This window comes from Janthinobacterium sp. Bl 1 (assembly GCF_058215535.1).
On sequence record NZ_CM177086.1, the window covers coordinates 2013698 to 2037262 of the forward strand.

Below are 23565 nucleotides of genomic sequence, written 5' to 3' on the forward strand. Positions count from 1 at the left end.
CCATAAGCAACGGAATTCACCCGAACAAGCGAGAAATCATGCAAGCACAGCAAAATCAGCGCCAGGCCGCCTCCCTCACCGTTGCGTATTCCGCCGACGACGAGTTCGACCAGGACAGCATCGTCTCGCTGCATGATTTCAAGGACCTGGAGCGCAAGGCGGAAGTGCCGGCTGCCGCCATCGCGTCCGAACCGCAAGCCGAACCGCAAGCTGAACCGGCAGCCGAAGCCGATACCAAGGCGCCCGCCGTCGAACGCCAGAAAATGGAATTGAAAGCCATCCACGAGGCGATTGCCCGCGTGGAAGCGGAAGCGAAAGCTACCTGCGCCGCCGAAAGCCGCGCGCTGGCCGAGGCGCGCGTGCGCTCGCTGGCCGAGGACCGCGCCGCCATCGACGCGGCCGCCGCCGCCGCCGCCCAGCAAAATGCGCAGGCCGCCGAGGAAGCGATTGCCGCCAACCGCGAACGTCTCGATACCATGCGCGCCGCGGCGCAAGCGAGCGTGGCCCGTCTGGAAGCCGTCAAGCAGGAGACGGCCGAACTGCGCGCCCGCGTGGAGTCCGACAATGAAATCCGCCTGGCCGCCGAACAGCGTGCGCGCGCCGAACAGGAAAGCCGCTTGCGCGCCAGCGAGCAGGTGGCCGTGCAGTCGGAACTGGCCGAGCAGGCCGCCCGCGCCGCCGAAGAATTGCAAGTGCAGACGGAGCAGGCGCGCCTGCAGGCCGTCGAGCGCGTCGCCGCCGTGCAGGCGGCCAAGGAAGAAATGGTGGGCATCGCCTCGGCCGATGCACGAGTGGCAGTGCTGGCGCGCGAACGCGAGCGCCATGCGCACGGCGCGCGCCAGACGGCGCAGATGCTGGCCGAAGCGGAAAGCGAAGCGCTGGACTTGACGGTGCAGCGCGAGCGCGCCGACCAGATCGCACTGGAATCGGCCTTCAACCGCGCCGCCGCCGAAGTGCGCGCCCTGGAAGAAGCGCGCGCGTTGGCGCACCTGGAACAGGAGCGCGAAGCCATCGCCTTGGCGCAGGCGGAATCGGAACGCCATGCGGCGCAGTCGCTGCGTTTGCGCCTGCAGACGGAAAAGGAATTGCGCGACGCGGCCATCCACCGCGAGCGCCTGGAAATGGTCGCCGTGGCCAGCGCGCAGGCGCGCCGCGATGCCGACGTGCGCATCCTTGCCGCCACCGAGGCGCGCATCGAGGTGGACCGCCAGCTGCGCGCCGTGGCGCTGGCCCGCGTGACGGCCGAACAGGATGCGGAAATCGCCGGCCACGCCAAGCTGGAAGCGGAAACGGCGGCCCTCGAAGAAACCAAGGCACGCGAAGCGGCCGAACAGGCAGCCGCCGTGGCAGCCGAGCGCGAACTGGAAGAGCAGCAGCGCGCCGCCAGCCTGGCGCAGGAGCGCGCCGAACTGGCGCGCCAGGCGTCGGAACTGGTCGCCAGCCAGAATGAAGCCGAGCAGGCCGAAGTCGATGCCGGCAAGGCGACATTGGCCGCGCAGGAACAAGCGTCGCAACTGGCGCAGGAAAAAGCCCGTCAGGCAGAGCAGCTGCTGCAGGCGGAGCAGGAGCGCCTGGCCGCTGAACAAGCCGCCATCGCCGCCCTGAAAGAAAAACTGGAGGCCGAAGCGCTGGCGTTCAACGCGGCGCAGGAACGCATCGCCGCAGAAGGCGCGCAAGCGGAGCTGCTGCGCGGCCAGCACGCGGCCGAACAGGCTTTGCGGGAAGCGGCGCAAAAGGAAGCGGACGCCATCCGCATCCTGATGGACCAGGCCCTGGTCGAAGGCGAAAAAAAGGCCGCCGCAGCGTTAGCCGTGCAGGCACAGGCGCGCCTGGCCGTGGAGCTGGGCCAGGTGCATAGCGAGCGCGCCCGCGTGGAAGAAGACAAGGCGCAAGCGGCCGATGCGCTGCTGGCGTCCGAGCGCGATTTTGTCGCGGCCGAACGCGAGTCGCTGGCCCTGATCGCGCAAAAACTGGTGCAGCAGCGCCAGACCAGCAGCGCAGAAGAGCGCGCCTCGCAAGCCATCGCCGGCCGCCTGGAAGCGGAAAAGCAGGCCACGGCAGCCGCCGAAACGCGCGCTGCGATGGAACAGCAGGCGCTCGACGCCATGCGCCAGCGCGAGCAGCTGGAATTGGCGGCACAGCAGGCCGCCAGCGAGAAACTCGACGCGCAGCAAGCCTTGCTGGCCAGCGCCCAGGCCCATGCGGCCCTGCAGCGCAAGGCGGCCGAGACGACGCGCGCGATGGCGGCCGCCAAGCAGCAATTGCTGGAACGGGAAATGGAGCGCGCGCAGCAGCAAGAGCGCGAACTGGCCGCCCTGCGCGCCAGCCTGGAGCAGCCGCAAAGCGCATTTTCCAGCTCCCTGACCGCCGCCCGCGCGAAAGCCGAACAGGTGAGCTCGGCCAGTTTGACGCGTGAAGTGATCGAGAGATTGACGCAGCCGAACGACGCCGGCGCCGTGTGGCGTTCGCGCTAGGCTCGAACGTTTAAAACTTCCTGCCCACGCCCACCAGCAGCACATCGGCATCGCGGTGGTAATCTGTTACCACCCGGTTCCACGCCACTTGCGCCAGCCAGTGGCGGTTGACATGGTAGCGGGCCACGGCTGACAGCAAGCCTGTCAGGCGCGTATCGTGGCCCTGGGTGTCGCGGCCGTCCCAGGCCACGTAGGGCCCCGCGCCCATGCCGAATTCCACCTTTTCATTGAGCGAGCGGATCAGCCACAGCTGGGCGGCCGCGCCGCGCCGGTGCGCCAGCACCGTGCTGCCTTCGTCGATGAGGGTGGCGCTCCAGTCCACGTATTTTCCCGCCGCGCGCCGGTATTCCAGGGTGAACGGGCGCGAGGATTCGGAGCGGAAGCTGTTGACGATGGTGTGGCCTGTTGACAAGGTCAAGGTGTCGTCGTACGCCCAGTTCTGCAAGTGCAGCTTGGCGCCCGGCACGCCGTCATAGCGGTAGCCGGCGCCGATCAGCAGGTGCGTGGTGGTGTCCTTGCCGCTGGGGCGGATGCGGTTGACCTGGGCCAAGGCATACCAGCGGTTGTCGAATTGCCAGCGCGCCTGCAGGCTGGCGATGGAACCCCAGCCGTGGTCATTGTCGAAATTGTGCGGCGCTTCGTCCGTCTTGGCCGTGTCGAAGAAAAAATAGCGGCCGATGCCGGCGCCCAGCATCAGTCCCTGGTCCACGTTTTTCGTGCGCAGCCAGACCTGGCCCGCCATGCCGTCGCGGTGATGGTTTTCCGGATGCCCTTCGTTGATATACGACAGGCTCACCGCATTGTAATTGCCCACCGGCTGCGTGTAGCTGATGGCGCCGACAAAGGTGCGTTCATTGGTCGAGTTGACTTTCAGGGAACCTGCCATGCCGGAGATATCCTGTGCCTGGGTGGACAGGGGGAGGGCGGCGGCCAGCAGGGCCAGGACGGTGTATGGTAGGCGCATGACGTTTCCAGTGACAGAGGTGAATACACGCTAACGGTCGTCTGGCGGCGCATCATGCGATTGCGCAAGCATCTTGCACATTGACTACATTTGTAAACTGTTTCAGCCAGAACTCATCACAAGTGTATAAGAAAGTCAGAATGCGTGAGGCGCGTCAGCGATGAGGCGGGAGAGAGGGGCGGTACTGGCAGGGGGGGCCGGCGCGATGCTGCGACATTGCGGTGTTACTGGCTCAATACGACTTTATCGGCAAAATATTCCGTCTCGCCGAAGCATTGCGTGGGCACGCCCTTGTGCTGGCTGTAGGTGACGAGGATGCGCTTGCCGGCGGCCGCCGTCAACTGCTTCGCCACATCTTCATCGCGCACGCTGAACTGGAATTTTTCCGGGATGGTGCCCGGCAGCGCCGTCAGCAGCAACTCACCCTCCCATGTCTTGCAGATCCAGCCCCGCTTGGAGAACTTTTGCAGGTAGCCCGCCCGTTCGCCTTCCGAGTACGAGAAGCTGAGGGCCATCCACGTGTAGGCTGCCAGCAGCAGGAAGCCGGCCACGAGGAAGATGGCAAAGGCGAAGGTGACTTTTTTGGTCGTAGGGGTCATGTTAGGACTTTTATCGTTAAATTGTACGTACACTCAGTCTTTCCGTCCGGCTTTCCAGTTCAAGCCAAAGTTATATCTTTCGTCCATGGCCTGGTGCGCCGTGATTTTACCTTGGCCGCCGAAGTATTCCACCAATTTTGTCACCTGCAGGTTGCCGCCGTGGTTTTCCAGCATGGCGATGGCGCACATGGCGTGCTGGCTGTCGCTGTCGAGGCGCACTTCCACCGTGGGCTGGCCGGGAATCTCGATCGTCACGACGCCATCGGTGGCGGCCCAGTTCGGCACGCCTTCATAGATGAAGGCGTAGACGAGCACGCGCTTGATCTGGTCGAAATGGGTGCCGTTGATGAAGATGTTTTCGCCGCTGCTGATGCTGCCCGTGCGGTCGTCGCCTTCCAGGTGGATGTACGGCGGACGGTCGTAGGCGCCCCAGCTGTTGCCCAGTGCCTGCACGGCGCTTTTGCTGCCATTGCTCATTTCGAACAGGCAGCCGATATCGAGGTCGATGCCGCCCGAGCGGCCGGCCGGCTTGTTGAACAGCTTGCCGAGGAAGCCCGTGTCCAGTTTCGATGCGGGCGCCTGGCCTTGCGACGCATTCTGGTTCCAGTTCAGGTTGACCTTGATGCGGCCATAGCCGCCGCTGTCGCGCTTGTCGAGCGAGATCTTGTCGCCGCGCTTTTCCAGACGGATTTTCGACAGCGAGATTTTATTCGCCGCAGGCGGAGCTGCTGGCGCAGGCACGGAAGCCGGTGCTGGCGCCGGGGAGGACGCCCCCGCTTCGCTGCCGCCGAAGTGCTTCAGCAGCGCCGCCAGGCCGCCCGCGAAACCCTGGCCCACGGCGCCGAAGCGCCAGCTGCCGTCGCGGCGATACAGTTCGCCGATGATCACGGCTTTCTCGTCCTGGAAGTCATTGCCCGTGAAGGCGAACGTGGCCGCCTGGCCCAGCGCCATGCTGGAGTTGCCCAGCGCGCGCATGCTGCCCTGTTCCGTCGCCGCAGTAAACACCAGCTTGTCGATCGACGCGGGCAGGCGGGCAAGGTCGACCTGGAAGGTGGAGCGGGGACCATTCAGTTCCACCGTGACGGCATTGTCGGGCGCGCTTTTCTGGTTGTAGAACACCATGTAGCGGTCGTCCGACAGCTTGCCGGCCGCATCGACGCCGAAGCAGCTGACGTCCACTTCCATCGAACCCGAAACGATATCGAGCGTGACGGCAAACGGGCCATTCAAGCCCAGGTCAGCCAGTTTGCCTTTTTGTCCGCGTGTGAAATTGGTCATGGTCGTGCAATCCCTTCGTCGCTTGAGAGTTGAGTCAATGAGGTAGTCGGATGGTGCGCGGCGGCGCCATCGGCCGCATGGCGGATGCCGAACAGGCGCGCCTGCTCGATGATGCGCAGCGCCCAGCTGGAATGGGTCGCCACCTCGCACATCGATTCCTGCATGCGGAACACGGCCGGGCTGTCCGGGTCGATGATGCGCAGCGCCAGTTCGATGTCCGACTGCGCCACCTGGTAGTGGCGTTCGATCTGCGGCACCTGGTCCGGGTGGATGGCCGTCTTGGCGATCATGCCGTGCGCCATGTCCTGCGCCACTTCCGCGTCGAGCCAGCTGCCCTGCGACAGGTGCTCGAAGACGGGCGCCGTCAGCTGGAAGCCGTGCGGTTTGAAGATCGTCACCAGGCGGCCGATGACCTGGCCCAGCGGCGTCTGGTAGATGGTACCGCTGGTGGGGCGGCGCAATCCCAGCAGGGCCAGCAGATCGTTGCCGCCGATGCGCAGGGCCAGGATGCGGCGCCGCACTTCCGGCGCGGACAGGATGATGCGGAACTGCTTCATTTCCTCGTCGTCGAATACTTCCGCCGTTTCCAGGGTCGGCATCAGCAGATGGTGCGTGTGGCGCACCAGCTCGAAATACGCGTTGAAATTGCTGCGCGTGGATTTCGGCAGCACGAAGCCGCTCAATTTGTCGGCACCGGGCATGGCCAGCACGCGCGCCAGCACGTCGAGATTGCGCACGCGCACGAAGCGCAAGGTATCCGAGTCGTCGCACATGTTTTGCAGCGCCAGCGACAGGTTGAACAGCGCGTAACTGAGGTCGCGTTCCGCAATGGCGTCTTCGGTGCAAAGGATCACCGAGCGCAAATGGCTGAATTTGTCGCCATTGGCGATCGCCAGCAAATCCTTGTGCGTGGTCGGCACATACATGGAGGCGCCGAGCGCCGCTTTATGCTCGCTTTGTGGGTGTAGGGAGTTGTTATCCATCGACTGCGCTCCTGATAAGGGCAACCGCCTGGTAAGGCAGCGCCGGTTCTACTGTGACGGGTATGGCTTTTTCCTGCGCCAGAAGCAGCAAATGTGCCACGTCCGGCGCATTCGTGTCGCGCACGATCAGGCGCTCGGGCACGCGGCGCAGCAGCACGCGCGTCGCTTCGCCGATGCCCGGCTTGATCAGGTTGATGTCGCTGATGCCGTATTCCTGCTGCGTGGCAGCCATGTAGGCTTGCGAGCGGGCCGCCATTGCTGGCGCATCGCTCGCTTCGGCCAGCGGCACGCCGCTGCTGGCGGCAATGGCCACGGCGTCGGCCACCAGGCCGTCGGCGAAAGCGCGCGACTGGTCGTGCTGCTCGAACTGCGCGTAGTACACGCAGCCGTGGAAGTCGTCCGGGCCGATGGCTTCGTTGAGCACGGAGCGGCTCACCAGCCCCGAGACGGTGGCATTCAGAATGCTCGATGGGATCAGGTAGTCGCTGGCCGAGGCGGCGCAGGCGGCCGTGCCGGCCAGGTCGGACAGCACGAACAGGCCGCCGTCGATCGCCGTGCCATGCGCCGCATTGAAGTCGTTGACCGTCTGGCGCAGTTCGCGCGAAATCACGCCCTTGCCCGTCCAGCCGTCGACGAAGACGAGGGAGTCGGCCGCATGGCCCTGCGCCAGGATGTGCTGCAGGGCGTTCGCGTCGATGCCGCGGTCGCGGATGATGGAGACGGAATAATGGCTGCATTCGCGCTGGAATACCTGGCGCAGCAAGTGACCCAGGATGACGCCCACGGGCGTGCCGGCGCGCGCCAGCGACACCAGCGTGATGGAACCCGTGCGGCGCGCCGCGATCAGCGCGGCCAGGCGCAGGCAGTCGCGCGCCATCTGCAGGCGGTTGGCCGCAAACGCACTCTGGAACAGGGCCAGGTAGGCGGGCGAAGGCAAGGACTCTGGCGACAGCATTTCGCTGTAGTGGCGCTGGCCGGACTGGATCAAACGCTCTTTTTCGGCCAGGTCGCGTATCGGTTCGAGCGCCATCGGCGTGAGCAGGAACTCCACGTCTTCCTGGCGGTAGCTGCCGCTGAAATGCTGCGTGCCGCCGGTCATAGCGCCGCCACCGTGAGTGCCGCCAGCTGGGTGCCGTTGGGGATGATGGCGTAGTCGCAGGCCGCCATGAAGCGGGCGTCCGAACGGCTGTCGCCCATGCCGAAGCTGACGATGGGGCCATGTTCGGCTTCCAGTTCCGCGCGCAGGTAGGCGACGGCGCGCGCCTTGTTCAAGGTCTTCGGCAGCACGGCCAGGTTGTTGCCGTTGCGGTGAATGAAGTAGTCGGAACCTTCGGTGGCTATCCACTGCTGCAGCACCTGTTCTTCGATGTCGGCCAGGCGTTCGCCGCGCGCTTCATGGTCCTTGACGACGATGTAGAACGGCGTGTTGTAGTCTTCGATCAGGCGCGCGCGCGAAGGCATGCCCGTCTTGACCTGGAAATCGTCGATCATGCGCATGGCGTCCCGAAGGCCGGGCAGGGCCGTCTGCATGTCGTCCTGCATCAGGGCCAGCCAGCCAGAGTCGAGCGCGCCGCCAGGCTGCAGCACGATGCCGCCGTAATCGAGCACGCTGTAGCTGGTAAACGGCAGGTTGACCCGGCGGAAGGCGTCGCCATTTCTGGCAGTGGCGGGAATCAGGGTCATGCCGCTTTGCGCGAATTCAAAGAAGGCGCGCTGGCGCGCCGTCGTAAACGAGCAGGCGTCGCCATTTTTCAAATAGGCGGCCGCTTGCAGGTCGGTCTCGCCCGGGCATTTTTTAGGGGTCTGGAACAGTGTGTCGTCCAGATCAACAAACAGGAATTTCTTCAATTTTGGTCTCTGACTGAAAGTGGAACAGGCGGCCGTTCAACTGGCCGGCGAGTTGCATGAGGGCCGGGCTGGCCGGGGTTTCATGGCAGATGAAAACGTGCTGGTACTGGCCAGGCGCCACGTTGTACAGGTAGTTGGCGATGCCTTCGCCGTAATTGTCGTCGCAGTTGACGATGTGGCCGACGGAACCCCACGACAAAATCGGCGAGCGCGTGGTCGACTGCACCACGACGTTCTTGCCCAGCGCTTCGAGTTCGCGCGCCAGCAAAAACGACGGGTGCATGAATTCGCCCGTACCCAGTACGAGCACCGAATCGCCGGCGCCGATTTCCTGCGCCAGCTGCACGGCCAGGCCTTGCGGCGGCGCCAGGGCGCGGCCCACGCCGATGCGGCCGAACGCGGGGCTGGCGCCCCGTTCCGCATTCGCCTCGAAGCGCTGTGCGCTGGCCGCCACGGGAGCCGGCGCGTCGCCGGCCTGGAATGCATACTGGCCGGAGAGCGCCGCGCCGATGCTGGTGGGCAGGCCGAAACGCTCGCTCAAGCCCGCGTTGGCGGCCTGGCCCATGAAATTGGTGATCACGCCCAGGTGCAGCTTTTCCAGCTGCGGATAACGCGCGCGGCACACTTGCACCAGGTTGGCGAAGGTGTTGCCGGTCGACGCTTCATCGTCGATCAGCACCAGGCTGCGCGCCGTGGAAAACAGGGCGCTGGCCGCGTCCGACAAATGCAAAAACTGGCGCGGCGCGTGGCTGTGCGATTCCTCGAATTCGAAGAAGGGCACCGTGCCCACGCGGTAGCGCGAGCTGTGCAAAAACAGGGCTTTGCCATTCGGGTTGGCGCGCAGCCATGCCTCGAACACGCCCTGGCCCAGGCCGACGGCCGTTTCCGCCATGGCGATGAAGACGACGGGACCGGGCAGGCTGGGGGGAATCTGCGCGGCCAGGTCGTCGTGGATGGTTTGCATGGCGCGCGGAGTGACGGGCCAGTGCTTGCCCAGCACTTTGGACAGGAACAGGAAGCCGCGCTTGGCGTTGGCGCGCGCGGCAAAGCCGATCAGCCAGTCCAGCGGAAAGCGCGCCTCGTCCACTGTCAAGGTCAGCTCGCCCGTGGGCATCTGCTGCTTGACGATGTTCATGGCAGCTCCACGGCGTAGGCGGCTTCGCCCACGCGCATGCCTTCCTGGACGGCGGGCACGGTGAGCTTGTCAAAGCCCTGGTCGAAACCGGCCAGCGCCAGGTAGGGCAGGTTGGGGCCGGCCGCGCAAGCCATGCCGATGCCGCCCGACATGCGTGGGTTGATCTCCAGCAGCGCCAGGCCATTCGCGCCTTCGCGGAACTGGATGTTGAAGACGCCATTCAGGCGGTAGTCGTGCGCCAGTTTCTCGCAAGCCGCCAGCAGGTCGTCGCGCAGTTCGATCAGCTGGCCGCTGCCGCCCCCATGCAGCTTCTTGCGCGGGACGGCGCAAATGAGCTTGCCCTGGTCGGCGACGCAGTCGGCGCTGTATTCGTGGCCATCGAGGTATTCCATCAGCAGCAGGGTCTTGAACGATGCCATCTGCGCCAGGCCGTTGCGCAGCTCCTGTGTATTGATCTGGTAGGCGGCGCCGGCCAGCAGCAGCTGGGCGCTGGTGCGCTCTTCATCGAGAATGGCAAAGCCCAGGGCATACACGGATTCGGACGGCTTGATGCACAGTTTGCGATGCAGCGGCCGCAGCTCGGCGTAGGCGGCGTCGTATTCGGCGATGGTGGTCACGGCGCGATAGTCGGCCGGGCGCGCCATCGGCAGATCGAGGCCGTCGCAGAAGCGCGCCTTGTCGTGCATCAGGGTCAGCGTCTCTTCGCTGGCCACGCTGAGCACGCGCGTGCCGATGGCGGCGAAGCGCGCGCTGGCGCTGCCGATCAGGCCCGCTTCCTTGCCGGGCCAGAAAATCGTGATGCCCCGCTCGCGGCAAAATTCCAGGCACCACTCGACATAATTGAGGCCCGTGAGGCCCGACGGTTCGACCGCGTATTCGTGGGCGGACAGAAAGGCGGCAGCGTGCGCGTTCGTATTGCTGCACACGATGTGATAGCGGGGCGCGCCGTTTGTCGCGGCCATGTCGGCCTCGCGGATCAGACGCATGGCCGTGCCGACCGAGGAAAATGTTTTGTTGAACCAGACTCTTTGCATGTACGGGGACCGGGTGGAAATAGGGGAGCCGCGCGCAGGTGCGCGCGCGGGGATTCTAAACGACCAGACTTAACCTGGCCTTAGAAGGAGGAAATCAGCCGGCTTTGCCCGACGCCGTCCACTTCAGGAACGCATCGCGGTTGCGCGAGCAGATGAACACCTTGCCCGAGCCGGAAAAGCGCAGCACGATGCCTTCGCCGCTGGTCACGCTGTTGACGATATTGCCGAGGAAGCCGCCGATGCCGCCGCCGCTCGCGCCGCCGCCCGTGGTCACGGAAATCTCGTATTTCAGGCTGCTGTCCCAGCAGACGACGTGGGAATTGTCGATCACGACATCCTTGCCCGGCTCGACGTCGAGCTGGAACATGGAGCCGAAGCCCGACACCACCACTTGTCCCGTGCCGGCCGTCTCCATGACGAAGAAGCCGCCCGACTGGGCGAACAAGGCGTTGCCGATGCTTTGCGTGCGCACCTTCATTTCCGTGCCCGAAGTGGCGGCGACAAAGGCTCCGTCGTTGAGCAGGTACTGGCGCGCGCCCACGTCGACCACTTCGATGGCGCCCGGCAGGGTGGGCGAGAGCAGGCAGTCGCCGCTGCCGCGCACCGCTTCGATATGCTGCTGGAAGAACGATTCGCCATTCGCGAAGCGGCGCATGATGGCGCTGCCCAAGCCGCCCGTCATCTTGCCTTTCAAGTCCAGCGCCGTCTCCATCATCACCATCGCATCGGATTCGCAATAGATGGTTTCGCCCTGCTTCATGCTGACGTGCAGGAATGGATCGACGTCGCCCGTGACACTAAATACTGGCATGATAAATCTCCAAAAAAAAGCCGCCTGAACTGTGCAGGCGGCAGCAATGATATGACATTAAGATAATTCACCTCGGAAAACCGTAGCGAGCAAGCTCGATTTCGGGTTAAGTCGCGCAGCTGTACGGAGGTACGGGACCGCCGAGGTAGCGAGCAACGCAGGCCCGAAAGTGAGCGGCGCAGTAGGTTTAACGAGCGTGAATCAAGCGTTGACGCCGAACGAGCGTGCGAGGGGGCCCAGGCCGCCGTTGAAGCCCTGGCCGATCGCCTTGAACTTCCATTCGCCGTTGTAGCGGTAGATTTCGCCAAAGATCATCGCCGTTTCCGTCGAGCTGTCTTCGGACAGGTCGTAGCGGGCGATTTCTTTTTCGCCTTCCGCGTTCAGGCAGCGGATGAAGGCTTTCGAGACCATGCCGAAGTTCTGGCGGCGCGCGTCGGCGTCGTGAATGGTGACGGTGACGCTGATGCGGTCGATGTCGGCCGGCACGCGCGACAGGTCGATTTCGATGCGCTCATCGTCGCCGTCGCCTTCGCCCGTGGTGTTGTCGCCCGTGTGGACGACGGAACCGTCGGTCGACTTCAGGTTGTTGTAGAAGATGAAGTCAGAGTCGCCACGGACTTTGCCGTCGCTTTTCAGGAGGAACGCGCTACCGTCAAGGTCGAAGGTGGCGCCGTCCGTCGAACGAGGATCCCAGCCGAGGCCGACGATGATCTTCTTCAGGTTCGGTGCTTCCTTGCTCAGGTTGACGTTGCCGCCTTTTTGCAAACTGATTGCCATGTGGTGCTCCTTTTTAATAAATAACTCAAACAGACCTGCATGGGATGAGCGCCATGGCGCTCGTGCCATTACTCTTTCAACTGGGGGCGGAGCCCCCGATTTCAAGCTTCTGCCGCGTGCCGTTTGCGATAACGCAGCGATGACCACAGCGAGACCAGGATGAAGGCCACGCCCGACAGGCCGGTGAACCACTCCGGAATATGGTACTTGACGGACGCCAGCATGATCAAGGCGAGAATCCCGATCGCATAATGGGCGCCGTGCTCGAGGTAGACGAATTCGTCCAGGGTACCCTTGTGCACGAGGAAGACCGTCATCGAGCGCACGAACATGGCGCCGATGGCCAGGCCCAGCATGATGATGACGACGTCGTTGGTGATGGCAAACGCGCCGATCACGCCGTCAAAGCTGAACGAGGCGTCCAGCACTTCCAAGTACAGGAAGCCGCCGATACTGCCGCGCGCCACCGTTTTTACCAGGTCGCCATTGCCGTTTTTGGCCGGCGCGGCGCCTTCTTCCTCCTCATCCTGCAAGTCCGGTTCGCCTTCTTCCAGCAAGCCGCTGATCCAGTTCACGCCGATGTAGACGGCGATGCCGACGATGCCGGAAGCGAGCACGCTGTATTTTTCGTCCACGGGACCCATCGCCACGCAGGCGGCCACGGCGCCCATGGTGATCAGCACGGCCAGGCTTTCGGTGCCCAGTGCGTTGACTTTTTCCTCGGCCCAGCCCAGCCAGTGCAATTCTTTCTCGTCGTCAAACAGGAAGTTCAGGAAGACCAGCAGCAGGAAAGCGCCGCCGAAGGCCGCCACTTGCGCATGGTTGTCCGTCAGGTGCTTGGCGTATACGTCCGGCGTCGTGGTGGCCATGGTCCACACGTCGACCAGGCCCAGGCCCGTGGCCACCGATACGATGACGAGCGGGAACAGCAGCCGCATGCCGAAGACGGCCACGAGGATACCGACTGTCAAAAACAGTTTTTGCCAGAATTCATTCCAGTGGCGCAAGACCGAGGCGTTGACCACGGCATTGTCGAACGACAGCGACACTTCCATGATGCCCAGCACGCCCGTGATCCACAGCGCCTGGATCATGCCGGCCATGCCGCCATGGCTGTAGCCCCACCAGCCCGACACCGCCATCAGGATAAAAGTGACTAAAAAGGAAATTCTGAAATGCCGCATGAGGACCCCGTTGCAAGTATGAAGACGTTTGATTATCCGCGCCGCTGTGCGCGCCGCACTCAGTGTTGATATACGTCAATTGTTGTATATGCCATGATTTTATATGATCGCCGCCCCCGGCGGCGTTTTTATGACCCGACGAAGGACAGTTCTGCTGGCGCGGATGATCTGCGATAATTGCGGCGCGCCTGTCTGGCTGCCGCAGCCCCAGACACACACTCTACATCTATATAAGAAGGAATACCCCGTGGATATCGCTTACCTCGTCACGCCCCTGATCACCTGGATCCTGGTCGGACCGATCAAATTCCTGATCAACAGTGTCCGCACGCGGCAATGGGCGTTCGGCCTGGTCGGCAATGGCGGCTTTCCCAGCAACCATAGCGCCGTCGTCTCCAGCATGGCGACCCTGATCGCCTTGCGCGAAGGCATCGGCCATCCTGCCTTCGGCGTGGCCGTGACCTTGGCCTTTATCGTCATCATCGACGCCAACAGCCTGCGCCAGCACGTGGGCAAGCAGGCAGCCGCCATCAACCGCCTGGCCGGCGAAGCTGCCAGTCCTGCGCACAAGACCTTGCGCGAGCGCATGGGCCATACCCTGGTGGAAATCGCCGGCGGCTTGTGCACGGGCGTGGCCATCGGTTTCCTGATCAACACCGTGTTTGCCCGCTAAGTTCGCTTCTCCTGAAACGCAAAACCCCGCTTTAAGGCGGGGTTTTGCGTTTCAGGGCGTAAAAACTACGTTTCATCCATTGAATAAAGCATTACAGGAAACCGCCGATTGACATGCCCGGATGCGCTCATGGATACTTTGGCGCTTGTGGTTTTAATAAAAATAAATGCTTGCTATCGCCTGCAGCCCTATCCGGGCCGCCGGGACGGTCGTGGCGCTATCTATCCGGAGAAATACCCATGTTGCGCAAAACCCTGTTTGTTCTGGCAATCGCTTCTGCCCTGGCCGCCTGCGGCAAAGAGTCCAAAGATCCCGGCAAGGGCGGCAAGGATGGCAAGGAACAGGCGGGCGCCGCCGTCAATCTGCTGGTCTCCCCGGAAGACATGCTGACCATCCAGAGCAATGCGCTGGCGTCGGGACCTGTCATCACCGGTTCCGTGCAGCCCGAGCGCAACGCGGACTTGCGCGCCGAAGTGTCGGCCGTGGTGATCCAGGTGCTGAAGGAAAACGGCGAAGCCGTGAAACGGGGCGACGTGCTCGTGCGCCTGGACGAAACGGCCATCCGTGACAGCCTCAATTCGGCCGAAGAAGCGAGCCGCGCCTCGAGCCAGGTGCTGGAACAGTCCGAACGCATGTTCCAGCGCATGAAAACCTTGCGCGCCTCGGGCATGACGTCGACGCAGGCGCTGGAAGACGCGGAAATCCGCCGCAACAATGCGCAAAGCGATCTGTCCGCCGCGAAAAGCCGCGCCGCCCAGGCCCGCCAGCAGTTGCAGCGCACCCTCGTGCGTGCGCCGTTTGACGGCATCGTGAGCGAGCGCAAGGTATCGAATGGCGATACGGCGCAAATCGGCAAGGAATTGATCCGGGTCATCGATCCGACCAGCATGCGCCTCGAAGGCTTGGTGTCGGCCGACAAGATCGGCGTCGTCAAGGTGGGCCAGCCCGTGCTGTTCCGTATCAATGGCTATCCAGGGCAGGATTTCGCGGGCAAGGTGCGCAGAGTCGATCCTGCCGCCAACGCCGTCACGCGCCAGGTGGCCGTGCTGGTCGATTTCAACGACAAGGAACAGCCGCGTGTGGCGGGCCTGTATGCGGAAGGGCGCATCGAGACGGAAACCGTCAGCGCGCTGATGATCCCCGATTCGGCCCTGGTGAAGGCGGGTGACGTGACGTACACGTGGAAAGTCAAGGACAAGGCCTTGCATAAGGTCAACTTGCGCATCGGCGCGCGCGACGTGCGCACGGGCCAGTGGGAAGTGCAAAGCGGCCTGGCCAGCGGCGACACCGTGCTGCGCACGCCCGGTTCCACCTTCAAGGATGGGCAGAAAGTGGAATTGACGGCAGCCAAGGCCGTGCCCGCCGCTGCCGTGGCCAGCAGCAGCGCCGCCGTTGCCGGTAAAGGAAACTAAGCCATGTTCCTTTCCGATTTCAGTATCAAGCGGCCCACGGCCACCATCGTGCTGATCCTGGCGATGATGTGCGTCGGCTTGCTGGCGCTCAAGAAGCTGCGCGTCAATCAGAACCCGGACGTCGAAGTGCCCTTCATCGTCGTCAGCATTCCTTACCCTGGCGCCTCGCCCGACACGGTCGAGCGCGAAGTGGTGAACCGCCTGGAAAAGTCGCTGCAAAGCATTTCCGGCGTGACCGAAGTCAACAGCGATTCGAATGAAGGTTCGGCCAGCATCTTCCTGAAGTTTTCCTTCAACACCAACCTGATCGAAGCGTCCGACAATATCCGCAATGCGATTGCCGCCGTGCGCTACAAGTTGCCGACGGAAATGCGCGAGCCTATCTTGCAGCGCATCGACCCGGCCGCCGAACCGATCATGCAACTGGCGCTGTCGTCGAATTCGCAAAGCCACGCGGAAATTTCGCGCCTGGCCGAGGACGTGCTGTCGGACCGCTTCCGCACCGTCGATGGCGTGGCGCTGGTCAACGTGGGCGGTTCGCTCAAGCGCGAACTGTCCGTGCTGCTGCGGGCGGAAAAATTGCGTGAGTACAATGTGTCCGTCAGCGACGTCGTGACCGCCTTGCGCAACCAGAACACGAATGCCCCCGTGGGCAAGGTGCGCGGTATTCTGGACGAGAAAAGCATCCGCCTCGTGGGCCGCATCGAGTCGCCAAGCGACTTCGAGAAAGTCGTGATCAAGCGCCGTGGCGAGGAAATCGTGCGCCTGGCACAAGTGGCCACCATCGAAGACGGCTTTGCCGAAGTCAACAGCCTGAGCATGCGCAGCGGCAAGCCCAACGTGGGCATTTCGATTACCCGCGTGCGCGACGCGTCCACCGTCAGCGTGGCCAACAAGATCCGCGACATGGTGGCGGAAATCAACAAGACCTTGCCGAAGGGCACCTTGCTGCAAGTGACGCGCGACGGCGGTGAAAACGCCCAGCATAGCTTGAACAATGTGATCGAATCGCTGGTGCTGGGCGCCGTGCTGACGATTTTCGTCGTCTACGCCTTTTTGAACTCCTGGCGTTCGACCCTGATCACGGCGCTGAGCTTGCCCACGTCCGTGATTGCCGCCTTCATTGCCGTGTGGCTGTGCGGCTTTACCCTGAACTTCATGACCCTGCTGGGCCTGTCGCTGGCCATCGGCGTGCTGATCGATGACGCCATCGTCGTGCGCGAAAACATCGTGCGCCACATGCAGATGGGCAAGGACCGCCGCACGGCCGCGCTGGAAGGCACGGCCGAGATCGGCATGGCCGTGGCCGCCACGACCTTCTCCATCATCGCCGTTTTCATTCCCGTGGCCTTCATGCCCGGCATCTCCGGCGAATGGTTCCGTCCGTTTGCCTTGACGGTGACGTGCTCGGTGCTCGTCAGCCTGGGCATCTCGTTTACGCTCGACCCGATGCTGTCGGCCTACTGGGGCGACCCGGTCGAGGAACACTCGGCGCCGAAAAAAGGCATTGGCCGCGTGCTCGATAAATTCAACCACTGGTTCGACCATCAGGCCGACCGCTACGGCCGCGTGATCGCCTGGGCTCTGCATCACCGCCGCTGGATGGCCGTCATCGCCTTCGGCAGCCTGGTGGGCGCCATTGTCCTGCACGCTACGCATGGCGGCACGAGTTTCCTGCCGGCATCCGATTCGGGCAACCTGATGATCAATGTGCGCACGCCATCGTCGAGCAGCATCGAGTATTCGCGTCTGAAACTGGAAGCGGCGGCCGTATTGGCGCGCACCTTGCCTGAAACCAAGGATACCAACAGCTCCATCAATGCGGGCGGAGGACGAGTCTATGTCGACATCGGCAAGCGCAACACCCGCAAGCGTTCGGCCAAGGAAATCGCGGTCGAGCTGCGCGAGAAGATGTCGCGTCTTGTGGGCGCCGAATACGTGGTCCAGGACGACTTGAGCAACGGTTCGCAAAAACCGATCCAGGTGGAATTCACGGGCCCGGATTCGCGCAAACTGATGGAAATTACGAATGCCTACATGGACAAGCTGCGCGCGATTCCTGGCGCCGTCGACGTGGGCCTGTCCGAGCAGGATCCGAAGAACGAGCTGCAGATCGAGCTCAACCGTGGCCTGGCCAACTCGATGGGTATCTCCGTCAACGACGCGGCGCAATCGTTGCGCGTGGCGTTTGCCGGTGTGGAAGTGGGCGACTGGGTCGATCCGACGGGCGAAACGCGCGACGTGGCCGTGCGCCTGCATCCCGACGACCGCGTGGCATCGGAAAATATCGAGCGCCTGCCGATCAGCGTGACGGGCACGTCGCAAATGGTGCCGCTCGACCAGATCGCCACCATTACCATGGGCAAGGGCCCATCCGGCATCGAGCACAAGAATGGCAAGCGCACGATTACCGTGTCGGCAAATGCGCAAGGCCGCTCGAACGGCGAAGTGACAAGCGACGCCATGAAGCTGGCCAACTCCATCGACTTCCCGCCCGGCTACGGCCTGGCGCTCGGTGGCGCGGGACAGGACCAGCAAGAGCTGTTCACGGAAATGCTGATTGCGCTGGTGATGGGTATCGGCCTGATGTATTTGATCCTGGTGATGCAGTTTGGTTCCTTCACGGCGCCGGTGGCCGTGATGATGTCCTTGCCGCTCAGTTTGATCGGCGTGGTGGTGGCGCTGGTGATCACGAACAACACCCTCAATCTGATGAGTTTTATCGGTATCATCATGCTGATGGGTCTGGTCGCCAAGAACGCCATCCTGCTGCTCGACGCGGCGCGCAAGCGTGAGGAAGAGGGCCATGGCCGCGAAGAGGCGCTGATGTATGCCGGCCGCATGCGCCTGCGCCCCATCCTGATGACGACGTTTGCGCTGATCGCCGGCATGTTCCCCGTGGCGCTGGGCCTGGGCGAGGGCGGCGAGTTCTACCGTCCATTGGCGATCGCCATCATCGGCGGCACCATCACCTCGACGATTCTGACCCTGCTGGTTGTGCCGACCTTCTATGACAGCATCGAGATCGCCCGCGATGGCGCCGTGGCCAAGTTCCACCGCCGCGCCGCGCGCATGCCCGTGGCAGTGGCCATGATCTTGACCCTGCTCGAGTGCGTGCTGACCCTGTTGCTGGTGCGCTTCGTCTACCGCATGCTGAAGAAGGCCGTGCTGTTCCTGATGGGACGCCGCACGCCGAAAGCGACATCGGTCAGCCTGCAAAAGTAATACCGGGCCAAGGCGCAGCTTTCGCTACGCCGTGGTATTGCAAGAGCCTTCTGCGGAAGGCTCTTTTTTTGTCTGCGCTTAACTGCTGCGCGGCGGCGTGGTGGTACCCGTACCTGTGCCCGTACCAGTGCCGGTGCCAGTGACCGTACCTCCGGTGCCGGTTCCTGTGCCCGGCGTGGTGCCGTTGGGGGGCGTGGTTGGCGGCGTGGTCGTGCCATCGGGGTTGGTTGTGCCTGGTGTCGTCCCCGGCGTTGTGCCGGGTGTCGTGGTATCCGGCGTGGTGGTGCCCGATGTGCCGCTGGTCCCGCTTGTTCCGCTGGTGCCGGGTGCGGTTGCCGGGTTCGTCGTGTTCGGCGAGGTGGTGGCACCGGTGCCAGTGTCGGTGTCGTTACGTTTGTTGCATCCGCCCAGCAGCGCACAGACGATGGCGCTACCGAGAACGAGCTTGCTGGTGGTCAGGAGTGGAGCCGTCATGATTGTTCCTTTTCAGTGGAATGCTGTCGTGGAAAAGCATGCCTTGCCAGATCGCGCATCTGGAACAAGGCTGGCATCGTTTGCAAAATTTAGAGTAGGCAGGTGGACGCAGGTTCACCACAATTACAAATGAGCGGCGTTGTGGAGGCGGGGAAAGCGTTTGGTTTGACGTAGCGCAAACCTGCAGTAGCAAAATTTGAAACGGCCAGGACTGCGTGTCCTGGCTGCGGACCATGCTTATTTCGACGAAGAAACTTTGCTCACTTCCACTTCCCAATCCACGCCCGACTCGATGTGGTGTTTGGCAGCAAAGTCACCCTGGCTGATGGCGACAGCCACGTCGAGCAGGCTGTTCAGGTAGACCAGCGGCTTGCCCTTGGCGACGCCGCCAAACGTGTGCTCGAATGGCGCCGTGACCTTGGCCACTTGCTTACCTTTGTGCAAGATGCGCACTTGCAGAGGATCGTGCAGTTTTACCTGCAACTCGTCGAGCAGCGATTTCGGGATATTCGTCCACACATTGCCATACTTGACGTCCAGCACGGGCACGATGCCGCGGATGGTGTTGCCGTCGCGGACAGGCTTTTGATACGCGATTTTCACCACGGATTCGCTCGGCAATTGCGGGCCCACCTGTTCATAGCGGATGGCGCCTGACGCCAGGCGCGCACCGACATACGCGTACACGTCGCGGCCATGGAAGGTGTACGACTCGGCGGATCCCGCCAGGCGGTTGATCTTTTCATCGATTTCGCGCAGCTCTGCCACGCCGTCGCGCTCGGCGATCAGGGTGAACAGGCCATTGTCCGGCCCCACGAAGTAGCGCCCACCCTTGGTTTTCAGCACCACCGACTTGCGATTGGTCCCCACGCCCGGGTCGATAACGGACACAAACACCGTGCCTTGCGGCCAGTAATTGGCTGTCTGGTACAGGCGGTAGGCGCCCAGCCAGATGTCGTAGTCGGGAATCTGGTGCGTCAGGTCCGAGATGGTCAGCTGGGGATCGACGCCATAGGCGACGCCATGCATGGCGGACACTGCGCCATCGGCCGTGCCGAAGTCCGTCATCAGCACCAGCGGTGTGGCGGCCTGGGCGGCGGACAGCATGAGGGCGCTCAGGCAGGTGCCGGCGACGAGGTGGGATATTTTCTTGATGATCATGGGTTCTTTCCGTGGCGTTAGAAGGTGTAGTTCAGCTTGGCGTAAAAGTACGCGCCATTGACGCCGATGGGGTTGATGAAATTGTAGGGCAGGGCGCCGCCATACGTGGCGTTATTCGTTTCCCGCACGCGCTGCGGATAGCGGTCGAGGATGTTGTTGCCGCCCACGCTCAGGGTCAGCTGCCTGCTCAGTTTCAGCTGGCCTTCCAGGTCCAGCGACCAGACGGCGCCGAAGCGCTGTGCGGGGATGCCGTCGATCAGGGGCGCATCGCTGTCGTACGAAAAATCTTTCAGCTCGCCAAAGCGCGTGGCGCGCGCCTGCACGCCCCAGCCGGCCGCCTGCCAGTCGGCGCCGAGTATCAATTTGCTGTTGGGGGACGCATGTTTGATGCGGAACAAACTCGTCTCCGTCAGCAGGGTCAGACTCGGATCGATATTGGCCAGCGCAGCGGAACTCTGGCGCACCTTGTCGAGGCTGGTCTTGTTCAGGTTCAGCGCCGCGTTCAGGTTCAGTTTTCCTGACGTGAACGCCAGGTCGTGGTTCAACACCACATCCAGGCCGCGGGTAGCGGTGTCGAGCAAATTGGCCAGGTAGGCCACAGACTGAATGTCGCTGCGGCCATTCGCGGCCAGGTAGGCCGTGACGGCGTCGCTTTGCAAGTCGCTCGAGCGCGTGATGCGGTCGCGGATGCGGATCACGTAGGCATCCACCGTCACGCTGGTGGCGGCGGCCGGTTTCCAGGCCAGGCCCAGCGAGACGTTGGTCGATTTTTCAGGTTTCAGCTGTTGTGCCCCGAAGCTACGCGCCAGCGGGTCGCTGGCCGGCAGCAGGGCCGCCGTTTGCAGGGCCGTGCCATCGGCGTTGAAGTTCAGCGTGGCAAAGCGGAAACCCGTCTGCACGAGGGCTGGCGCGCGGAAACTGTTCGACAGCGAGCCGCGCACGAGGAAGTTCTCCGTCACTTTATAGCGGGTGGACAGCTTGCCCGTGCTGGCGCTGCCGAAGTCGCTGTAGTGCGAATAGCGGGCGGCGGCGCCCACCAGCAGGCGCGACGTGATATCGCTTTCCACGTCCGCATACACAGAGCGGATCTGGCGGCTGCCGTCGTAGGCGTCCGATGGGCGCAAGCCCGGTCCGGCCTGGGCGCCCGGTGGCGCATCCGTGAAGCTGCCGGCCGCATACGAGGCTGGGTCGCCGGCCGAGCTGGTGTAGGTTTCGCGCATCCATTCGGCGCCCACGGCCACGCTCAAGGGAGCGGGCAAGCCGATGTCGATGGTCCGCGTGGCATCGACGTTCAAGGCGTTCTGGCGGAAATCGAAGCCGGCCAGGCTGAAGCGCGTGGGGCTGGCTGCACCCAGCGAAGCGTTGACGGAATGGCTCACGCCGTAGTCAAAGCGGTCGCTGCCGTGGCGCGCGCTGGCGTCCCAGTTCCACTCGCCCGCGCTGCCGCGCACGCCGGCCACGATGCTGAGGTCGCGTTTGTCGCCATTGGTGACGGGGCGGTAGCCGTTCGGATACAGGGCCAATACGTTCGACGGGTCGCCCGGATAGCGGAAGTAGGCGCTGCCGTCGGACTTGCGCTCGTTGAGAGTGGCAAACGAGTACAGATCGAGGCCGTTGGCCAGGGTGAGCTGGGTGTTGTAGAACACATAGTTGTTGCGCTGGCGCGAGTCGCCCGACTTGAACACGACCTTGCCGTCGAGCGCCTGGTCGGCTGGCGTGAAGTTATAGGACGTCCAGCCAGCGTCGCTGGGGCCGGCCCGTTCCGTGGGCGAGCGGCGCCGCGTTTCCGCGCCGAAGCGGAAGAACCCCGCCTCGCCCAGCGGCACGCCATAGTCGGCGTTGACGATGACGGTCTGGCCATCCGTCAGGGTTTGATCTGTCGGATCGAAATGCGTGTGATTGGCGCCGTAGCTGATGGACGCGGCGCCGCCCGTGCGGGCCTTTTTCAGCACGATGTTGATGACACCCGCCACGGCGTCGCTGCCGTACTGGGCGCCGGCGCCGTCGCGCAGGATTTCGATGTGGTCGATGGCGTTGGGTGGAATCGCATTGATGTCGACCGGCACGGTGCCGGCAAAGCTGCTTTCCGTGTCGAGCACGGCGCTCGTGTGGCGGCGCTTGCCGTTGATCAGCACCAGCACCTGGTCGGGCGCCAATCCCCGCAACTGGATGCCGCGCACGGAGTCAGACGCGCCGCTCGACTCGATGCGGGGGAAGTTGATCGACGGCGACAGGTTTTGCAGGGCCGCGCCCACGTCGCCCGTCGACAGCGCATTGCTCACTTCGCGCGCGCCGAAACGGTCGATGGGCACGCTGCTGTCGAACACCGTGCGGTTGCGCGCGCGCGAACCGACGACGGTGACCTGGTCGATGCTGGCGCTGGCCGTCTCTACGGCCGTGCCTGTGCTGGTGCTGGTTTGCGCGTCCTGGGCCCAGGCGGGCGCGGCGGCCAGCATGGCGCAGGCCAGCACGATGGCGCGCAGCGGCGTGGCGGGAAGGGATGGGGAGGCGGTTGAATGGCGCGGATACAAGGCGGTGTCCTTTGGGCTCGATTAATGTTCGTATGGAAACAATTGCAATGAGCTTAAGGGAGGCGCCCGCCAGCGCTAACGATTCTTTCTGGATATGCTTATGCTGTTGTTTTTATGCCGCCAGATTGCGCAGCAGCGCCGGAATCTCGGCCGGGATTTCGCGCGCCAAGTAGCCGAGGATGCCGAAGCGCAGGGCCAGCTGTTCGCCCGCCAGCGCATGCAGGGCGATGCCCCAGGCGCACGCCTGCTCCAACGGTGCACCGCGCGCCGCCAGGCCCGTGATGATGCCGGCCAGGGTGTCGCCGGAACCGGAAATGGCCAGGCCGATATTGCCGCCCGCATGCGTCCAGGTCGTGCCATCGGGCATGGCGATGACGGTCAGCGCGCCTTTCAGGGCGACGATGGCATTCCAGCGCCGCGCCGCGTCCGTGGCACAGGCATGCGGGTCGGCCAGCACGGCGTCTTTCGACAGGCCCATCAGCTGGGCCAGCTCGCCCGCGTGCGGCGTCAGCAGCACGGGCTGGTCGAAGCGAAAGTGCGCGGGCTTGCGCACGACCTGCATGGCGCGCGCGTCAAGGATCAAACGGCTGGCGGCAAACAGGGGCAGCAGGTGGCGCATCAGCTCGCAGCTGGCGGCCGTGTCGCACATGCCCGGCCCGACGAGCACGGCGTCCACCTTGCCGGCCAGCGGCGCCAGCTGGTGTTGCGCCTCGTGCCGGAAGCCGCCTTGTGCCGTTTCGTCCAGGCCGATGACCCGCGCCTCGGGCATGGCGATGGCCACTTGCGCCGCCACCGACGCGCCCGTCGCCAGGGTCAGTTTGCCCGCGCCCGCGCGCAGGGCGGCCGTGGCCGCCAGCAGAATGGCGCCCGGCATTTCCGCCGAGCCGGCGACGATCAGCAGATGGCCGCGCACTTCCTTGTCGCCGTCGGGCTGAGGCATGGGCAGGGGCCAGGAGCGCAGCAGGGTAGGCGTGATGTCGGTGGTGTCCATGCATGGTCTCC

19 protein-coding genes are annotated in these 23565 nt (G+C 63.7%); 5 read left to right on the plus strand and 14 right to left on the minus strand.

Annotated elements, in window-relative coordinates:
• Positions 1–38 precede the first annotated feature (38 nt).
• Positions 39–2474 carry a coiled-coil domain-containing protein gene (locus tag AC4BCN_RS09085; RefSeq protein ID WP_490493114.1) on the plus strand — a complete coding sequence of 812 codons (2436 nt, stop codon included), beginning with the start codon at positions 39–41 and terminating at the stop codon, positions 2472–2474.
• A 10-nt stretch (positions 2475–2484) separates the two neighbouring features.
• Here AC4BCN_RS09085 and AC4BCN_RS09090 read toward each other — a convergent pair whose 3' ends face one another.
• From AC4BCN_RS09090 to AC4BCN_RS09140, 11 genes are all read right to left on the minus strand, one after another.
• Positions 2485–3438, minus strand: coding sequence for a hypothetical protein (locus AC4BCN_RS09090; RefSeq protein ID WP_128140109.1), 954 nt, complete (start codon positions 3436–3438; stop codon positions 2485–2487).
• Positions 3439–3662: 224 nt separating this feature from the next.
• Positions 3663–4037 carry a DUF8785 domain-containing protein gene (locus AC4BCN_RS09095; protein ID WP_034759290.1) on the minus strand — a complete coding sequence of 125 codons (375 nt, stop codon included), beginning with the start codon at positions 4035–4037 and terminating at the stop codon, positions 3663–3665.
• 33 nt (positions 4038–4070) lie between these two features.
• The gene (locus AC4BCN_RS09100; protein WP_490493115.1) at positions 4071–5315 is read right to left on the minus strand and encodes a TerD family protein; all 1245 of its coding nucleotides are present in this window, start codon (positions 5313–5315) and stop codon (positions 4071–4073) included.
• Complete coding sequence (locus AC4BCN_RS09105) at positions 5312–6298, minus strand: HpcH/HpaI aldolase/citrate lyase family protein (protein WP_128140107.1); 987 nt, start codon at positions 6296–6298, stop codon at positions 5312–5314. Before AC4BCN_RS09105 ends, AC4BCN_RS09100 begins: the two co-directional genes overlap by 4 nt.
• Positions 6291–7397, minus strand: a complete 1107-nt coding sequence (locus tag AC4BCN_RS09110; protein WP_456148931.1) for a cysteine protease StiP family protein — start codon at positions 7395–7397, stop codon at positions 6291–6293. Before AC4BCN_RS09110 ends, AC4BCN_RS09105 begins: the two co-directional genes overlap by 8 nt.
• A complete protein-coding gene (locus AC4BCN_RS09115) occupies positions 7394–8146 on the minus strand; it encodes an HAD family hydrolase (protein WP_490493116.1) in 753 nt (250 codons plus the stop codon). The genes AC4BCN_RS09110 and AC4BCN_RS09115 overlap by 4 nt, the downstream gene beginning before the upstream one ends.
• Positions 8124–9281, minus strand: a complete 1158-nt coding sequence (locus tag AC4BCN_RS09120; RefSeq protein WP_072456304.1) for a phosphoribosyltransferase domain-containing protein — start codon at positions 9279–9281, stop codon at positions 8124–8126. Before AC4BCN_RS09120 ends, AC4BCN_RS09115 begins: the two co-directional genes overlap by 23 nt.
• Entirely contained in the window at positions 9278–10315 is a 1038-nt protein-coding gene (locus AC4BCN_RS09125; protein WP_490493117.1) for an ATP-grasp domain-containing protein, read from the minus strand. Before AC4BCN_RS09125 ends, AC4BCN_RS09120 begins: the two co-directional genes overlap by 4 nt.
• 94 nt (positions 10316–10409) lie before the next feature.
• On the minus strand, positions 10410–11126 hold the full coding sequence (locus AC4BCN_RS09130; RefSeq protein WP_034759265.1) for a TIGR00266 family protein: 717 nt from the start codon (positions 11124–11126) through the stop codon (positions 10410–10412).
• 201 nt (positions 11127–11327) lie between these two features.
• Entirely contained in the window at positions 11328–11903 is a 576-nt protein-coding gene (locus tag AC4BCN_RS09135) for a TerD family protein (protein ID WP_128140103.1), read from the minus strand.
• A 101-nt stretch (positions 11904–12004) separates the two neighbouring features.
• Positions 12005–13087, minus strand: a complete 1083-nt coding sequence (locus AC4BCN_RS09140) for a DUF475 domain-containing protein (RefSeq protein ID WP_490493118.1) — start codon at positions 13085–13087, stop codon at positions 12005–12007.
• Between the two features lie 247 nt (positions 13088–13334).
• On the opposite strand from AC4BCN_RS09140, the gene AC4BCN_RS09145 reads away from it, so the two are divergent.
• The 4 genes from AC4BCN_RS09145 to AC4BCN_RS09160 all read left to right on the plus strand — a co-directional run bounded on the left by AC4BCN_RS09145 (position 13335) and on the right by AC4BCN_RS09160 (position 19004).
• On the plus strand, positions 13335–13760 hold the full coding sequence (locus tag AC4BCN_RS09145; protein WP_219330213.1) for a divergent PAP2 family protein: 426 nt from the start codon (positions 13335–13337) through the stop codon (positions 13758–13760).
• Between the two features lie 239 nt (positions 13761–13999).
• Positions 14000–15172 carry an efflux RND transporter periplasmic adaptor subunit gene (locus AC4BCN_RS09150; RefSeq protein ID WP_128140100.1) on the plus strand — a complete coding sequence of 391 codons (1173 nt, stop codon included), beginning with the start codon at positions 14000–14002 and terminating at the stop codon, positions 15170–15172.
• Between the two features lie 3 nt (positions 15173–15175).
• Positions 15176–18397: an efflux RND transporter permease subunit gene (locus AC4BCN_RS09155; protein WP_139090853.1), complete on the plus strand. Its 3222-nt coding sequence runs from the start codon at positions 15176–15178 to the stop codon at positions 18395–18397.
• 139 nt (positions 18398–18536) lie between these two features.
• The gene (locus tag AC4BCN_RS09160; protein WP_490493119.1) at positions 18537–19004 is read left to right on the plus strand and encodes a hypothetical protein; all 468 of its coding nucleotides are present in this window, start codon (positions 18537–18539) and stop codon (positions 19002–19004) included.
• 104 nt (positions 19005–19108) lie between these two features.
• On the opposite strand, the gene AC4BCN_RS09165 is transcribed toward AC4BCN_RS09160, so the two are convergent.
• The 3 genes from AC4BCN_RS09165 to AC4BCN_RS09175 form a co-directional block, all read right to left on the minus strand.
• Positions 19109–20032 (minus strand): SAM hydrolase/SAM-dependent halogenase family protein, encoded by a 924-nt coding sequence (locus AC4BCN_RS09165; RefSeq protein ID WP_490493120.1) that lies wholly within the window; start codon positions 20030–20032, stop codon positions 19109–19111.
• A 17-nt stretch (positions 20033–20049) separates the two neighbouring features.
• On the minus strand, positions 20050–22563 hold the full coding sequence (locus AC4BCN_RS09170) for a TonB-dependent receptor plug domain-containing protein (protein ID WP_490493121.1): 2514 nt from the start codon (positions 22561–22563) through the stop codon (positions 20050–20052).
• 112 nt (positions 22564–22675) lie between these two features.
• Complete coding sequence (locus AC4BCN_RS09175; RefSeq protein WP_490493122.1) at positions 22676–23554, minus strand: NAD(P)H-hydrate dehydratase; 879 nt, start codon at positions 23552–23554, stop codon at positions 22676–22678.
• Between the last annotated feature and the right edge of the window lie 11 nt (positions 23555–23565).

Excerpts from the sequence above, each read along its gene's own strand:
- AC4BCN_RS09155 (WP_139090853.1), top strand. The coding sequence starts at position 15,176 with ATGTTCCTTTCCGATTTCAGTATCAAGCGGCCCACGGCCACCATCGTG.
- AC4BCN_RS09165 (WP_490493120.1), bottom strand. The coding sequence starts at position 20,032 with ATGATCATCAAGAAAATATCCCACCTCGTCGCCGGCACCTGCCTGAGC.
- AC4BCN_RS09125 (WP_490493117.1), bottom strand. The coding sequence starts at position 10,315 with ATGCAAAGAGTCTGGTTCAACAAAACATTTTCCTCGGTCGGCACGGCC.
- AC4BCN_RS09130 (WP_034759265.1), bottom strand. The coding sequence starts at position 11,126 with ATGCCAGTATTTAGTGTCACGGGCGACGTCGATCCATTCCTGCACGTC.
- AC4BCN_RS09150 (WP_128140100.1), top strand. The coding sequence starts at position 14,000 with ATGTTGCGCAAAACCCTGTTTGTTCTGGCAATCGCTTCTGCCCTGGCC.
- AC4BCN_RS09120 (WP_072456304.1), bottom strand. The coding sequence starts at position 9,281 with ATGAACATCGTCAAGCAGCAGATGCCCACGGGCGAGCTGACCTTGACA.
- AC4BCN_RS09105 (WP_128140107.1), bottom strand. The coding sequence starts at position 6,298 with ATGGATAACAACTCCCTACACCCACAAAGCGAGCATAAAGCGGCGCTC.
- AC4BCN_RS09085 (WP_490493114.1), top strand. The coding sequence starts at position 39 with ATGCAAGCACAGCAAAATCAGCGCCAGGCCGCCTCCCTCACCGTTGCG.
- AC4BCN_RS09100 (WP_490493115.1), bottom strand. The coding sequence starts at position 5,315 with ATGACCAATTTCACACGCGGACAAAAAGGCAAACTGGCTGACCTGGGC.
- AC4BCN_RS09110 (WP_456148931.1), bottom strand. The coding sequence starts at position 7,397 with ATGACCGGCGGCACGCAGCATTTCAGCGGCAGCTACCGCCAGGAAGAC.
- AC4BCN_RS09140 (WP_490493118.1), bottom strand. The coding sequence starts at position 13,087 with ATGCGGCATTTCAGAATTTCCTTTTTAGTCACTTTTATCCTGATGGCG.
- AC4BCN_RS09135 (WP_128140103.1), bottom strand. The coding sequence starts at position 11,903 with ATGGCAATCAGTTTGCAAAAAGGCGGCAACGTCAACCTGAGCAAGGAA.
- AC4BCN_RS09095 (WP_034759290.1), bottom strand. The coding sequence starts at position 4,037 with ATGACCCCTACGACCAAAAAAGTCACCTTCGCCTTTGCCATCTTCCTC.
- AC4BCN_RS09090 (WP_128140109.1), bottom strand. The coding sequence starts at position 3,438 with ATGCGCCTACCATACACCGTCCTGGCCCTGCTGGCCGCCGCCCTCCCC.
- AC4BCN_RS09175 (WP_490493122.1), bottom strand. The coding sequence starts at position 23,554 with ATGGACACCACCGACATCACGCCTACCCTGCTGCGCTCCTGGCCCCTG.